The sequence below is a fragment of the Streptomyces altiplanensis genome (assembly GCF_053591575.1).
Genome location: NZ_JBSFUB010000003.1, coordinates 44,588 through 58,171, shown reverse-complemented (window position 1 = coordinate 58,171; position 13,584 = coordinate 44,588). Strand labels below are relative to the sequence as shown.

At 71.0% G+C, this 13,584-nt stretch carries 10 protein-coding genes; 3 read left to right on the top strand and 7 right to left on the bottom strand.

Going from position 1 to position 13,584, the window contains the following annotated elements; all coding sequences use genetic code 11:
• Window positions 1-34: 34 nt before the first annotated feature.
• Window positions 35-1,150, top strand: a complete 1,116-nt coding sequence (locus ACWD0Y_RS01980; RefSeq protein WP_450258537.1) for an ADP-ribosylglycohydrolase family protein — start codon at window positions 35-37, stop codon at window positions 1,148-1,150.
• Between the two features lie 51 nt (window positions 1,151-1,201).
• Here the strand turns inward: ACWD0Y_RS01980 and ACWD0Y_RS01975 are convergent, their stop codons facing one another.
• The 4 genes from ACWD0Y_RS01975 to ACWD0Y_RS01960 form a co-directional block, all read right to left on the bottom strand.
• Window positions 1,202-2,764, bottom strand: coding sequence for a sodium:solute symporter family protein (locus ACWD0Y_RS01975; protein WP_450258536.1), 1,563 nt, complete (start codon window positions 2,762-2,764; stop codon window positions 1,202-1,204).
• Between the two features lie 512 nt (window positions 2,765-3,276).
• Entirely contained in the window at window positions 3,277-3,486 is a 210-nt protein-coding gene (locus ACWD0Y_RS01970) for a DUF397 domain-containing protein (RefSeq protein ID WP_093800403.1), read from the bottom strand.
• Between the two features lie 185 nt (window positions 3,487-3,671).
• Complete coding sequence (locus tag ACWD0Y_RS01965) at window positions 3,672-4,529, bottom strand: helix-turn-helix domain-containing protein (RefSeq protein ID WP_450258535.1); 858 nt, start codon at window positions 4,527-4,529, stop codon at window positions 3,672-3,674.
• 294 nt (window positions 4,530-4,823) lie between these two features.
• Window positions 4,824-5,570: a GOLPH3/VPS74 family protein gene (locus ACWD0Y_RS01960; protein ID WP_450258534.1), complete on the bottom strand. Its 747-nt coding sequence runs from the start codon at window positions 5,568-5,570 to the stop codon at window positions 4,824-4,826.
• 200 nt (window positions 5,571-5,770) lie between these two features.
• On the opposite strand from ACWD0Y_RS01960, the gene ACWD0Y_RS01955 reads away from it, so the two are divergent.
• Window positions 5,771-8,161 (top strand): hypothetical protein, encoded by a 2,391-nt coding sequence (locus ACWD0Y_RS01955; protein WP_450258533.1) that lies wholly within the window; start codon window positions 5,771-5,773, stop codon window positions 8,159-8,161.
• Window positions 8,162-8,319: 158 nt separating this feature from the next.
• Entirely contained in the window at window positions 8,320-10,233 is a 1,914-nt protein-coding gene (locus tag ACWD0Y_RS01950) for an MFS transporter (RefSeq protein ID WP_450258532.1), read from the top strand.
• A gap of 67 nt (window positions 10,234-10,300) precedes the next feature.
• Here ACWD0Y_RS01950 and ACWD0Y_RS01945 read toward each other — a convergent pair whose 3' ends face one another.
• The 3 genes from ACWD0Y_RS01945 to pgsB are packed head-to-tail and all read right to left on the bottom strand — an operon-like array spanning window position 10,301 to window position 13,581.
• Entirely contained in the window at window positions 10,301-11,386 is a 1,086-nt protein-coding gene (locus ACWD0Y_RS01945; RefSeq protein WP_450258531.1) for a C40 family peptidase, read from the bottom strand.
• A 33-nt stretch (window positions 11,387-11,419) separates the two neighbouring features.
• On the bottom strand, window positions 11,420-11,902 hold the full coding sequence (locus tag ACWD0Y_RS01940; RefSeq protein WP_344496825.1) for a poly-gamma-glutamate biosynthesis protein PgsC/CapC: 483 nt from the start codon (window positions 11,900-11,902) through the stop codon (window positions 11,420-11,422).
• On the bottom strand, window positions 11,899-13,581 hold the full coding sequence (gene pgsB / locus ACWD0Y_RS01935; RefSeq protein WP_450258530.1) for a poly-gamma-glutamate synthase PgsB: 1,683 nt from the start codon (window positions 13,579-13,581) through the stop codon (window positions 11,899-11,901). The genes ACWD0Y_RS01940 and pgsB overlap by 4 nt, the downstream gene beginning before the upstream one ends.
• Window positions 13,582-13,584: the final 3 nt, after the last annotated feature.

Below are 13,584 nucleotides of genomic sequence, written 5' to 3'. Positions count from 1 at the left end.
CGGCAGGCGTCGGCCACGGGGAAGGGCAGAAGCGGTGAGCGCACCAGTCACATCCGTATGGGGCCGTGCCGAGCAGCAGGACTTCCGCAGCCGGGTACGCGGCTGTCTGCTCGGCGGCGCCGTGGGCGACGCGCTCGGCGCCGGCGTGAGCGCCCTGAGCCTGGACGGGATACGCGCGGCCCACGGCGCCGACGCCGTCACCGACCTCGTCCCCGCCTACGGCAGACGCGGCGCCGTCACCGCCGGCACCCAGCTGACGCTCTTCACGGTCGACGGCCTCATACGGGCCCAGGTGCGCCGCGACACCGGCGCCTGGCACCCGCCCACCGACATCCACCGCGCACACCTGCGGTGGGCCGTCACCCAGCGCGACTGGGGCCCGGACGAACGACGCGAGGACATCGGCTGGCTCGCCCGCGAGGAGTGGCTGTACGCCCGCCGCGACCCCTCCCGCGAGTGCCTGACCGGCCTCGCCGACGAGACCATGGGGACCCTCGAACGTCCCAGGAACCCCACGGCCCGCGACTTCGGCGCCGTCACCCGCTCCGCGCCCTTCGGGCTCCTCGTCGGGTGGGATCCCCAGCTCGTACTCCAGCTCGCCGTCGAGTGCGCCGTCCAGACCCACGGCCACCCCGCCGCGTACCTCTCGGCCGGGGCGTTCTCCGTCGTCGTGCACGGCCTGGCGCGCGGCGAGAGCCTCGACGCGGCCGTCCAGCGGGCCCTCGCCCTGCTCGCCGCGCGCCCGGGGCACCAGCCCGTCACCGACGCCCTCAAGCACGCCCTCGGCGCCGTACGCCAGGGGATCCCCTCCCCGGCGCGCGTGGAGTCCCTCGGCGAGGGCCGCACCGCCGAGGACGTCCTGGGCGTCGCCGTCTACTGCGCCCTCGTCGGCGAGGACGTCCGCCACGGCCTGTGCCTCGCCGTCAACCACGGCGGAGCCTCCGAGGCGACCGGCGCGCTGTGCGGCAGCCTGCTCGGCGCCCTGCACGGCGAGACCGCGCTGCCGCCGGGGTGGCTCGCCGAGCTGGAGGGGCGCGGCACGGTCCTCGAACTCGCCGACGACTTCGCGATGGAGATGACCCAGGGCCCCGCCCTGCACGGCCCCGCGGTCAGCGCCCCCGGCTGGCTGATCCGCTACCCGAGGGCCTGAGCACGTCCGCACTCCGGCCCCCGGGTCCCGGGCCCGCCCCTGCTCCCTGCCTCAGTCGGCCGCCCCTTCGCGTGCCTTCGCGTCCCCGGCGGACGCCGGAGCCGGGACCGCCGCGCCCGCGACCGGACCGTCGCCGTCGCCGTCCGAGTTGATGCGCGCGAGCACCGCGTCGCGCTCGGGGGTGTCCTCCGGCTTGACGAAGCCGATCAGGATGTACAGGACCAGGGAGACCGCGAGGGGCACCGACACCTGGTACTGCGTCGCGACGCCGTCCATCCCGTAGTTCAGCAGCCAGAAGGCGAACAGCCCGCACGCCCAGGAGACCAGCGCCGCCGTCGGCCCGGACCTGCGGAACCGGGGCAGCAGCCCCAGCATGAACGGGATCGCGATCGGTCCCATCAGTCCCGCGACCCACTTGATGACGACCGTGATGATGTCCTTGAACGCCGGCGAGTTCACCTGCGTCGCGATCGCCATCGACAGGGCCAGGAACGCCACGGTCGACAGCCGCGCGGCCACCAGACCGGTCCGCTGCGACCAGCCGCGCGCCTTCTGCGACAGGGCGGGCGCGATGTCGCGGGTGAAGACCGCCGCGATGGCGTTGGCGTCCGAGGAGCACATGGCCATGGTGTGCGAGAAGAACCCGACGATGACCAGGCCCAGCAGGCCGTGCGGGAGCAGTTGCTCGGTCATCAGGGCGTACGAGTCGGACGCGTCCGGCTTCTGCGCCTCGACCAGCAGCGGCGCGCACCACATGGGGAAGAAGAGGACCAGCGGCCACACCAGCCACAGGATCGCGGAGAGCCGGGCGGAGCGGGTGGCCTCACGGGCGGTCGCCGTGGCCATGTAGCGCTGGGCCTGGTTCCACATGCCGCCCGAGTACTCGAAGGTCTTGATGAAGAGATAGGCCAGCAGGAACATCAGGGTGAAGTCGCCGGTCAGCGGGTCGTTGTGGCTCTCGGGGAGCTTGTCCCACACGGTCCACAGCGAGCTGAACCCGCCGAGCTCGGCCATCACCGCGAACAGCATCGCGAGACCCGCGAAGAGCTGGATGATGAACTGCCCGAGCTCGGTGAGGGCGTCGGCCCACAGCCCGCCCACGGTGCAGTAGATACCGGTGACGACGCCGGTGATGAGGATGCCCTGGTTGAGCGAGAGGCCGGTGAAGACCGACAGGAGGGTGGCGATCGCCGCCCACTTGGCGCCCACGTCGACGATCTTCAGCAGGACACCGGACCAGGCGAGAGCCTGCTGGGTCGAGATGTTGTAACGGGTCTTGAGGTACTCCAGCGGCGAGGCGACATGCAGCTTCGACCTGAGCCGGTTGAGCCGGGGAGCGAACAGGCTCGCCCCGATCGCGATGCCGATCGCGATGGGGAACGACCACGTCACGAAGGACGTGACGCCGTACTTGTACGCGATGCCCGCGTAGCCGGTGAACATGACCGCGCTGTAGCCGGACATGTGGTGCGAGATGCCGGAGAGCCACCACGGCATCTTTCCGCCGGCGGTGAAGAAGTCGCTGACGGTCTCCACGCGTTTGTGGGACCAGACGCCGATCGCGACCATGACGCCGAAGTAGCCGATGAGCACGGCCCAGTCGAGACTGTTCATGCCCCCTCCAGGGGTCCGCCTTATGCTGCATGCTGCGTTCAACTGAATGAACCGGATCGTGCTTCGTCAGTACGTTCCATTGGCGGAGTCCCCGTGCGGGAGCGGGGACTTCGGGGATTGAACCGCTCGTCGCGGGGGCCGGTCAAGACTTTCTTCGGTCAGGAATGTGAACGCAGGACACAAAGCAGAACGTCTTTACCTTCCCTTGACCCTCCGGGCCGTTGTCGTGAACGCGGCGGCGGCCACACCATGGGCGGGCGCTTCGTCAGGCGCCGTACACAGAGCCCGGATACGCGAACGACCGCACGGGATGCGGGTCCCGTGCGGTCGGAAGAGGGAGGAGGGGGAGGAGGGGGAGAAGAGGGAGGAGACGCGTGACTGCTGCTCCGGCGTGCCCGGAGGCGAGCGGGTACGCCAGAGCCCCCTCGGCCAGGACGGCGAACCGGTCGAGAGGGCTCACTGCGGTCTTGCTCCGCGCGCCTTGACGGCGCGTCGTGACGTGCGCGGGCCGGTCAGCCGAGGTCGAACGTCCCCTGGCCGACGCCGCCCACGAACGTGGTCCAGGACCCGGGGGCGAAGGTGATCGACGGGCCCTCGGGCACCTTCGAGTCCCGCACCGCGACGGCGTGCGTGACGGGGGACTTGACCTCTACGCACGCGCCGTTGCCCCCGGAGTACGAGGACTTCGTCCAGGTGTCCGTAGCGCCCTGATGGATTGCCATGTTCGCTCCGATTTTGCTGGTCGTGGAGTGAGACACCAGCGTTCTTGCCGGCGGGAGCGACGCTACTCGCGAACGCCCCCGCCCGAAGCGGCCGTTCACTCGACCGGATGGCATATCCCATGAGGGCCTTCCGCTGCGGGACGGCCAAGGTGTACCGTTCCGATTCCTCCGGCGGGCCCCCTGGTTCAGCGGGCGTACTCCTTCGCGATGTCCGCGATGAACTGCCGCGAGGCCTCGACGTTCAGCGCCTGGGCGCGCAGATGCTCGTACATCACGCTGTACTTCTGGACGTCGTTCGCCTTCTCCAGGTAGAGGTCGCTCGTGACCCCCTCGATGTAGACCACGCTGGAGTCCGCCGCGTCCGGGAACTCCAGGATCGCGTAATGACCGCTGATGCCGGGGTGCGCGCCCATGTCGAACGGGAGTATCTGGACCGTCACATGGGGGAACTGGGACTGCTCCACCAGGTGCTCCAGCTGCTCCCGCATCAGCTGCCTGTCCCCGACGACGCGGCGCAGCGCGGCCTCGTCGATGACGGCCCACAGGCGCAGCGGCTGCTCGGCGGAGAGGACGCGCTCCTGCCGGCGCAGTCTGACGTTGACCCGCTTCTCGACGTCGCCGGCCGCCGTCTCGGGCAGCGCGCCGGTGATGAGCGCCTCGGCGTACCGGGGGGTCTGGAGCAGGCCGGGAACGATCTGGGGGTCGTACACGCGCAGTGAGGCGGCGTCCGTCTCCAGACCGATGTAGACGCTGTACGGGATGTCGCCGAAGGCGTGCCACCAGCCCTGCTGGCGGGAGTCCTTGGCCATCTGCATCAGCGAGTCGACGATCCGGTGGTCCTCGACCTCGTACACCCCGCACAGGTCGCGCACGTCGCGCTGGCTGATGGAGCGGCGACCGTTCTCGAGGCGGCTGATCTTCGACTGGGAGACCAGCAGGCGCTCCGCGACCTCCTCGGCCGTCATGCCCTTCAGCTCGCGGAGCCGGCGGAGCTCCTGGCCCAATCGGCGTCGCCTGACGGTGGGATTGACGTTGGACGCCACGGGAACTGCACCTCCGGCTGAGTGCGTTGTGCGTATGTACGGCTGTACCGCTTGCACGCTCTACTGCTCAGCAGACTGCCACCATTGCTCGCCGCCGCGCTGGGAAATGACCACAAGCGGTGCCGACGCGAACGCGCGGGGTGGCGGCCCGTCCGGTCCAGGAAGGTCTGGACGGCCGGCCCACCACCCCGCGCGCTTCGGTGCGGCTCCCGAACCGGGTCTTGGGGACGTCGGTGCGGCATCGGTGCTGGTCTTGCGGGTGCTGCCCGGGCGGTGCTGGTACTGCGGCCCGGCTCAGTGCGCCGCGAGGCGCGTCATGCCGTCGCGGCGCGACTGCGCATGCGGCGGAGACTGCGATTGCATCGGTACGGACGGCTGTGGCCGGCCTCCCGCTGCGGGTGCTCGGCGGGGCTGTGCGGCCGCACCGTTCTGGACGTCCATCACGGCGTGCGCCACGAGTCCGCCCATGGGGTCGTGCCTGATCAGATCCCGGAGGCGGGAGCGTGATGAGCGCCCCTCGTTGCCGGGGTAGAGGTGCTTGCCGAGTCCCACTGCGTGAGCGAGCGCGGCGAGCGCCGCGGTCCGCGGGTCCGGCGGTACGCCGGTGCGGATCGCGTTGTCCAGCCGGGTCCTGATCTCCCGGCAGATCACCGATTCCGTCGCCTGGTAGCGAGTCGTCGGCAGCACCCCGCACATCTGCCCCGCCACGGCATGCACCATGCCGCACCGTTCCAGATGCGAGAGATACGTCTGGCGGAGCCCCAGCCGGGGCCCGCCTATCCAGTGGACCGCCCGGACCGGGCTGCCGCGCCTGCGCAGCAGCTCCAGTGCGGAGTCCAGTGTCGGATCTCCTGTCGGCCGTGCCATCACCACGGCGATACGATCCCCGTCTGGGGCTATCCGTCCTGCCAGAGCCAGCTCTACTAGCTGTGCCCCGGCCAGGCCGAGGTCGAGCGACTGCGGCTGCGCTGTGGTACCCGTGGTCGGGTCCAGAGCGAGCAGCAGAAGCTCCTCCGGAAGTGTTCTGCGGCTCCTGCCCATCCATGCCTCCCCGCGTGGATGAATGACAGGGTGACCCCTCTCACATTCATCTGTCGAGAGCGCCTGGGTGCTATGTACGGGAACCGGAAGGTATGTCGTTCTCGTCTAGCGAGGAAGTCCGGGTCTCAGACAGGACACTGGTACATGGTTCGGACATCGGACAGCGGGCGTATGCGCAAGCGCGTATGAAGGAGGCATCGGTGGCGGGCGAGTCCCCCGACAAGTCGGAGCAGCGGAAGTCGTCGGTGGGTACGGCCCCGGGCGAGCACGATCCGCGGCTCGCCGTTTTCCGGGAACCGGCCGGTCCGGCCGAACCGGCTGCGAAGCCGGAGCCGGAAGGCCGCGGCCGCGTGGACCAGCCGACGGCGGTCTTCAAGATGCCCACGAAAACGGAACCGGAGGAGCCGAAGGCTCCTGAGGAGGCCGGAAAGGTTTCCGCGGAGGTCGAGGAGACCTCCGAGGAGGCCCCGGGCAAGGCCCTGAAGGGGGCGGAGGGCGCGTCGGACGCGCCGGGCGGCCCAGAGGTGCCGGACGCCTCGCCGGACGCGCCGGAGGGCGACGCACGCCTTCGGGCGGCGGTGGCGGCGTGGGTGGCGACCGAGGACGCGGAGGACAAGGACCCGTCGGGTGCGGCCCCGGCCGCCGACGAGGCCGAGGCCGAGGGGGAAGCCGAAGCTGAGAGCGAGGCCGAGGCCGAGGCCGAGGTCCACGGTGGCGAGGCGGCCGACGCGGACGAAGCGGTCGCGGCAGCAGGCGGCGACGAGCCGTCGCGGGCCGAGGCCGAGGGTGACGCCGGCGAGGGCGACGAGGGCGACGCCGACGAGCCGCCGGTGGACGAGGGCGCGCGGGCCGGTGTGGACGCCGACGAGCCCACGGCCGACTCCTCCGAATCCGACACACCCGACACACCCGACACACCCGACACACCCGACAAGGACGGTAAAGGCGATAAGGCCGTTAAGGCCGGTAAGTCCGGAGAGGTCGAGCGGGACCGGGCGCCGGAAGGAGCCGAGGGCGGTTCCGGCGACGGGACGGACCAGGCGACGGCGGTGTTCAAGGCCGTGCGGCCGCGCCAGGCCGTGGACCAGCCGACCACCGCGCTGAAGACCGTCAGCAGGCCCGAGTCCGCCGCCGAGCGCACCAGCAAGTTCGTGCCGCTGAAGCCGGACACCGTCCGGCCGCCGGCCGGACGGCCGCGCAGCACCCCGGCCGCGCCGGCTGCCTCCGCCGCGCCCGCCGCACCCACCACGCCCGCCGCGACCGCGCCCCTTCCGGAGGCCGAGCGCACCCGGCAGCAGCCGTTGCCGCCCAGGCCGCCGCTCGACCTGCTCGCCGAGCTGACGAACACCCCGCCACCGCCGGAGACGCCGGTCAGGGTCGCCGTGCGGCGGGTCAAGATCTGGACGCCGCTGGTCCTCCTGCTGGTGGTCGTCTTCGCCGTCGTGCAGGCCGTGCGCCCGCTGCCGGAGCCGCAGCTGACCATGACCGCGGAGCAGACGTACACGTTCGACGGCGAGAAGCCCTCGCTGCCGTGGCCCGAGAAGGGCCAGGCGTTCATGGCGGCGTCGGGGGCGGGCTCCCTGGGCTCGTCCGGCGAGCAGACGCCCGTACCGATCGCCAGTGTGACGAAGGCCATGACGGCGTACGTCATCCTCAAGGAGCACCCGCTGAAGAGGGGCGAGAACGGCCCGTCGATCGAGATCGACGCGAAGGGCGAGTCCGAGGGGCAGCTGGACAAGACGGACAACGAGTCCACGCTCAACACCGTCAAGGAGGGTGACAAGCTCACCCTGCGCGACGCGCTCGCGGCCATCATGATTCCGTCCGCGAACAACATCGCGCGCCAGCTCGCGCGCTGGGACGCGGGTTCCGAGGAGGCGTTCGTCGAGAAGATGAACGACGCCGCCAAGGACCTCAAGATGACGAACACCACGTACACCGACCCGTCCGGTCTCAACGCGACGACGGTGAGCACGGCCGAGGACCAGGTGAAGCTCGGTCTGAAGCTGGTGGAGATCCCGGCGCTCATGGACATCACCAAGCTGCCGTCCTGGACGGACCCCTCGGGCAAGAGCTGGCCCAACTGGAACGGTCTCGTTCCGTACGACGGCGCGCTCGGCATCAAGACCGGCAGCACGACGAAGGCCGGCGGCAACCTGCTGTTCGCCGCGCACAAGATGGTCGGTGAGACCGACCAGCTGATCGTCGGTGCGGTCCTCGCCCAGCACACCCCGTCGATCCTCGACACCGCCATCGCGGCGAGCAAGGAACTGATGCTCGCCACGCAGGACGCGCTGACCTCGCGCACGCTCGTGAAGAAGGGCGACGTGGTCGGCACGGTCGACGACGGGCTGGGCGGTACGACGCCGGTCGTCGCGGCCAAGGACGTCAAGGCGGTCGGCTGGGCGGGCCTGGAGGTGAAGCTCGAACTGTCCGACGGCGGATCGGCCGTTCCCCACTCGGCCGCGGCCGGGACCGAGGTCGGCATGCTGACCGTGGGCGAGGGGGCCAGCCAGGTGAAGGTCCCGGTCGAGCTCCAGAAGGACCTGGCCGAGCCGGACTTCGGCGCCAGGCTGACCCGCGTCGGCTGACGCCCGGGCCATGAGTGAAGCGCTGCCGCCGGTCGCGGGAACCGGCGGCAGCGCCACGTGCGCTCCGTGTTAGCGTCCGGGCAACTGCGGGACGCGGGGACGGCGTCCTTGTGCACGTCGGGGGTTTTCGGTACCCGGGAAGACTGGGGAGAGCAGTAATGACCACCGCTGAGCCCACGCGCGCCATGGGCGAGGACGAGGACAGCAGAAACTCCGGCCCGCGGAGCGGCGGTACACGGAGCGGCACACCGGACGGTGCGGCACCACGCCGCACACCGGTGTCCACGCCCCGGAGCACCGGCCCCGGCCCCGGCCCCGGTCCCGGTCCCGGACCCGGGCCCGCGTCCCCCGCCCGGGACGACGACCGCCTCCGCCACGTCCTCCGGCACCCCGTGACGATCGCGACGGCCGCCGCCGCTGTGGCCCACGTCGTCTGGTTCTTCTTCTTCGCGAACAGCGGCGGCGACCTCGCCGCGCAGGACGCCTGGGCCGAGTTCGTCGGCCGTCACCCCGACTCCGCGTACAACCTCGCCTGGTACGGCGGGATGCACCCCGTGTCGTACAGCGTGGTCTCGCCGTACCTGATGTCGGTCCTCGGCGTCCGTACGACGATGATGATCGTCGGCACCGTGTCGGCCGCCCTGACCGCGCTGATCCTGGTCCGCGTCAAGGCGGTCCGCAACCCCCTGTGGTGCTCGCTCGCCGGGGTCTTCGCCTTCCTCTGCAACGCCCTGTCGGGGCGCGTCACCTTCGGCCTCGGCATGATGTTCGCGCTCGGCGCGGTCGCCGCGGTGTTCTGCTGGCCGCGCCGCTGGGCCGCGAACCGGTGGGCGAAGGCGGCCGTCGCCGCGCCGCTGGCCGGTCTCGCGACGGCGAGCAGCCCGGTCGCGGGCCTGTTCCTCGGTGTCGTCGCGGCGGCGCTGTTCCTCAACAAGCGGCGCCCCGGTGCCTACGCGCTCGGCCTCGCGCCGGTCGCCGTCGTCGCCCTGTCGTCCTGGCTGTTCCCGTTCTCCGGTACGCAGCCGATGTCCTTCGGGACGGCTTCGCTGCCGTTCCTGTGCGGCGTGCTGGTCCTCGTGCTCGTGCCCGAGGACTGGAAGACGGTACGGACGGGAGCCGCCGTCTACTCCGTCGGAGTGCTCCTGACCTGGCTGATCGACTCGCAGATCGGCAGCAACGTGTCGCGCCTGGCGATGGTGTTCGGGGGCGTCGTCCTGCTGGCGGCGCTGCCGTTCGCCGTGCCCCGCACCGCCAAGTGGTACGCCCTCGTGGTCGCCTTCGCCGGCTTCAACGCCTGGATCGGCTTCAAGAGCGTCGACGACATCGTCCGTACCGCCCCGACGGCGTCCTGGGCGCGGGAACTCGCGCCGCTGGTCAACCAGTTGCAGGAGGCCGGCGCGGAGAAGGGCCGGGTCGAGGTGGTCCCGGCCAGCAGCCACCGGGAGGCCTCCGCGCTCGCCCCGTACGTCAATCTCGCGCGCGGCTGGAACCGGCAGGCCGACATGGAGCGCAACCCCCTCTTCTACGACGACACGCTCCGCTCCGACACCTACCGGGAGTGGCTGTACCGCTGGGCCGTGCACTACGTCGTACTGCCCGAGGGCGCCCCGGACCGGAGCGGAGCCACCCAGGAGTACGAGCTCGTGCGCTCCGGCCTGCCCTACCTGAAGCAGGTCTGGGGCGACGCCAACTGGCGGCTCTTCCGGGTCGAGGACCCGACGCCGCTGGCCGACCCGCCCGCGACGGTGGACCGCGCGGGCGCGGGCGAGCTGACGATCCGGGTGAAGAGCGCGGGCCGGGTGCTGATCCGTATCCCGTACTCGCCGTGGCTGGGCCTGGTCGACGCCGAGGGCGAGCGCGTCGAACCGCCGGCCGAGACCCCGGAGTCGAAGGCCCGGGGAGATGCGGCGGACCGGACGTTCACCAACCCGAACGGCTGCCTGATGAAGGCGGACGAGGACGCGGCGGGGGACGAGTGGACACAGCTCCTCGCCCCCGCTCCCGGCGTGTACCGGCTGGCGGCCCCCTACGGGCTGACGCGGGGCACGGCCTGTCCGGAGGAGCTGCGCTGAGCGCCGCCGGAGGAGCCGCGCCGGGCGCCGGAGGAGGAGCCGAGCCGGGCGCGGACCGGGCCCGCCCCTAGACGCGCTTCGCGCTGCGCAGCGTGCTCGCGTAGTAGCCGTTGCCGTCCAGGCGCGACGTGCCGCCCTTGTCACCGATGGTCGGCCCGTTGACCTCTTCGCGGCTCGACACGAAGATCTTGTGCCCGTCGGTGTCGTGGCCCATGAAGATGCCGACGTGGTCGAGCCGGTCCTTGGTGCGCTCGTCGAGCTTGAAGAAGACCAGGTCGCCCGGTTGCAGGACGTCGATGGACTTCGGCCGGGACCCGGCGTCCACACCCTTCAGTCCGATGACGTCCGCACCCAGCTCGGAACGGGCCATGCCGTTGGCGGTGCGCGGCAGGCCGTCGCCGAGCTTGTCGGTGGCCATCAGCGGGAAACGGCCCCGGTAGCCGAAGACGGTACGGATGAAGCCCGAGCAGTCCATGGAACGGGCCCGCATCGCTTCGGGCTGCATCGTGGTGCCGTTGCGGAAGGTGTACGGGATGCCGAGGTAGTCGTAGAAGTCGGACTCCTCCAGGCGGTAGTCGTTGCCCGGGGTGCCTTCGGGGTTGATCGGGCCGAAGCTGGCGTCACCGGCGTACGAGATGCCCTCGGAGTCCTTCTTCACGGGGGCCTGGTCGACGTACTGGAAGGCGATCGCGAAGAGGTCGTCCTCCTTGCTGCCGAAGAACTCCTTGAACCAGTCCTTGAACCACTGCTCCTTCTCGGCGCCCTTGTGCCACGGCTCCGGCATCAGCCGCACCCAGTCCTCGGTGACGATCCGGGACTTGGTGGTCGTGGGCTCGGTGAAGGTGCGGCTGGGGCCGGTGAGCGTGGCGGTGCGGGCGTCGTCGGTGAAGGTGGCCAGGACCGCGCCGGCCTCCCCGCGCAGGACCGTGCGCGCGGGGCTCTGCAGCCGTTCCCAGGTCTGCTTGCCCGACGACGTCAGGCCCGCGCCCGACGACTTCAGCGCCGGTGTGTCGGTGACCGCCTGGACGGCGGGGGCCTTGGCCTGCTCCTCCTTGCGGAGCTCCACGGTGAGGTACGCGCTGCCGGCGAGCAGCGCGATCACGGTGGCGGCGTGCAGCACCCGACGGGGGCCGCGCTTGGTCTTGGCACTCATGAGGTTCAGCTCCGAGGGGGGCGGGGGCGGCGGTCAGACGGACGGCAGCGCGCCGAGGAGGATTCCGGCGGTGAGGACGACGTACGCCATGAGCGTCACCGAACCGGTGGCGAGCAGGGTCGCGCCCTTGGGCTGGCGGACGAGCTGATAGGCGATCAGGCCGGGGACGATGAAGCCGAGCGTCTGATTGGTGTACATCAGCGGGAATTCCATCGACAGGATGATCATCAAGGTGCCCTGGAAGAGGACGCCGGTGAGGACGACGGTGGAGAACAGCCGCTTTCCGTAGAGGATGACGACGCGCTGGACTCCGAGGGTGGCGACGTACGTCAGGACGGTGACGCCGACGACCATGGCCGCGCGCTGGAGGTCCTCGACGAGCGTCAGGGCCAGCCAGCCCGGGGTGATCATGCCACCGGGGGAGAGGTTGGTCGTCAGGTAGCAGACCAGCGAGAACATCAGGCCCAGCGCGATGCCGATCGCGGCGATCTCAGGCGTGAGTACGGACGGGATCAACGGGGTTCTCCTGGGTTCTGCTGCTGGGCCTCGGTCACCGGCCGGACCGGCTCGAACATGCCGCGCTGGGGTTGTGGCCGCGGTGTGGTGGGTGGTGCGGTGGGCGCGGGAAGGCCCGGCGTGCCGTCGTCGTCGCCGTCGGGGCGGCGCCGCTGCGGTACGGGCCGCTGGTGCGTGGGCTCCGGCGGCGCGGACTGGTACAGGGCGGACTGCCGCGGCTCGGACGGGTGCGACCCGCCCGCCGGGTACTGCTCCGGCGGATACGGCCCGGACGGGTACTGCTCGGACTGGTACGGGACGGGCGGCAGCTGCTGCTGCTGGTAGCGCGCCTCGTACGCCTCCGAGTAGGGCTGGTAGGGGTCGATGTACGGCTGGTACTGCTGGAGGGCCAGCGTCTCGTCGTCCCGGACCGGCTGCTGCCGCGCGGGCGTCCGGGCGGCGGCCGGCGTACCGGCGGAGGGGCCGGCGGGCGTACCGGCGGAGGGGTCGGCCGGCGTCTCGTCCGCCGGGAGCTCGGCGAGGTGCTCCAGGAGCACCTCGCCCTGCCCGTGGATGTTGCCGATCGCGACCAGCGAGGAATCCGGGCCGAGCTCACCGAGCAACTGGCCCATGAACTCGTCCGCCGCACGCCGGTCACCGCCGAGGTCGACCGCCCGGTCGCGCCACTGCGCGGGGATCGCGTCGATGGCGCTCTTCGCCGGGTGGCCGATCACGAAGACCTTGTCCGGCTGGAGGTCCGGGATGATCGCGCCCATCTGGCCGTTGCGCTCGACCCGGTCGGGCCGGCAGTTGATGACCACGTTCAGCGGCCGGCTGATGGCGTCGAGGTCCAGCAGCTGGTTGATGTTCATCAGCGTCGACTCGGGGTCGTTCGCCGCGAAGACGTTCGCGAACCGCAGCCGCTTGCCGTCGGGGGTGACGTACCGCTCGACGGAGAGGACACCCGGGTCCGGCGGCGCGTCGTACATGCCCTTGAGCGCCGTCTCGCGCTCCACGCCCAGCAGCTCGGCGACGGTCAGCGCGATCGCGACGTTCTCCTTGAAGGTGAACCAGCTGAAGCCGCGCAGCTCCTCGTCGGAGACCGTCTCCGGGTCGGCGTAGACCAGCTTGCAGTCACGCGCGTCCGCCTCCTCCTGGAGGATGTGGAAGCGGTCCTGCTCGGCCGTGACGCAGATGCCGCCCTCCGGCATGGAGCGCGACAGCGAGCGCGCCACGTCGTCGAGGGTGGGGCCCATCTCGGCCAGGTGGTCCTCACGGACGTTGCACAGCACGCCGATGGTGGACCGGATCAGCTTGGACTGGTTGATCTCCTGGAGGGCCGGCATGACGGCCATGCACTCGATCACCAGGGCGTCCGGGTTGTACGCCGCGGCGCGCCGCACGATGCCGATCTGCTCCACCACGTTCGCGATCCCGAACTTGCGGTAGACGGGCTCCTCGGTGGCGTCCGGGTGGATGAACCGGGCCGCGGTGCCGGTGGTCTTGGCGACGGTGACGAGGTCGCCGCCGCGCAGCGCGCCCGCGCACAGGCGGGTGATGGAGCTCTTGCCGCGGATGCCGTTGACCAGCACCCGGGACGGTATGCGCTCCAGGTTGATGAAGTGGCGCCGCTGCTCGACGATGCCGGCGACCAGCAGGACGCCGCAGCACACCAGCAGGACGGTGTAGAGGAAGAGCACGCC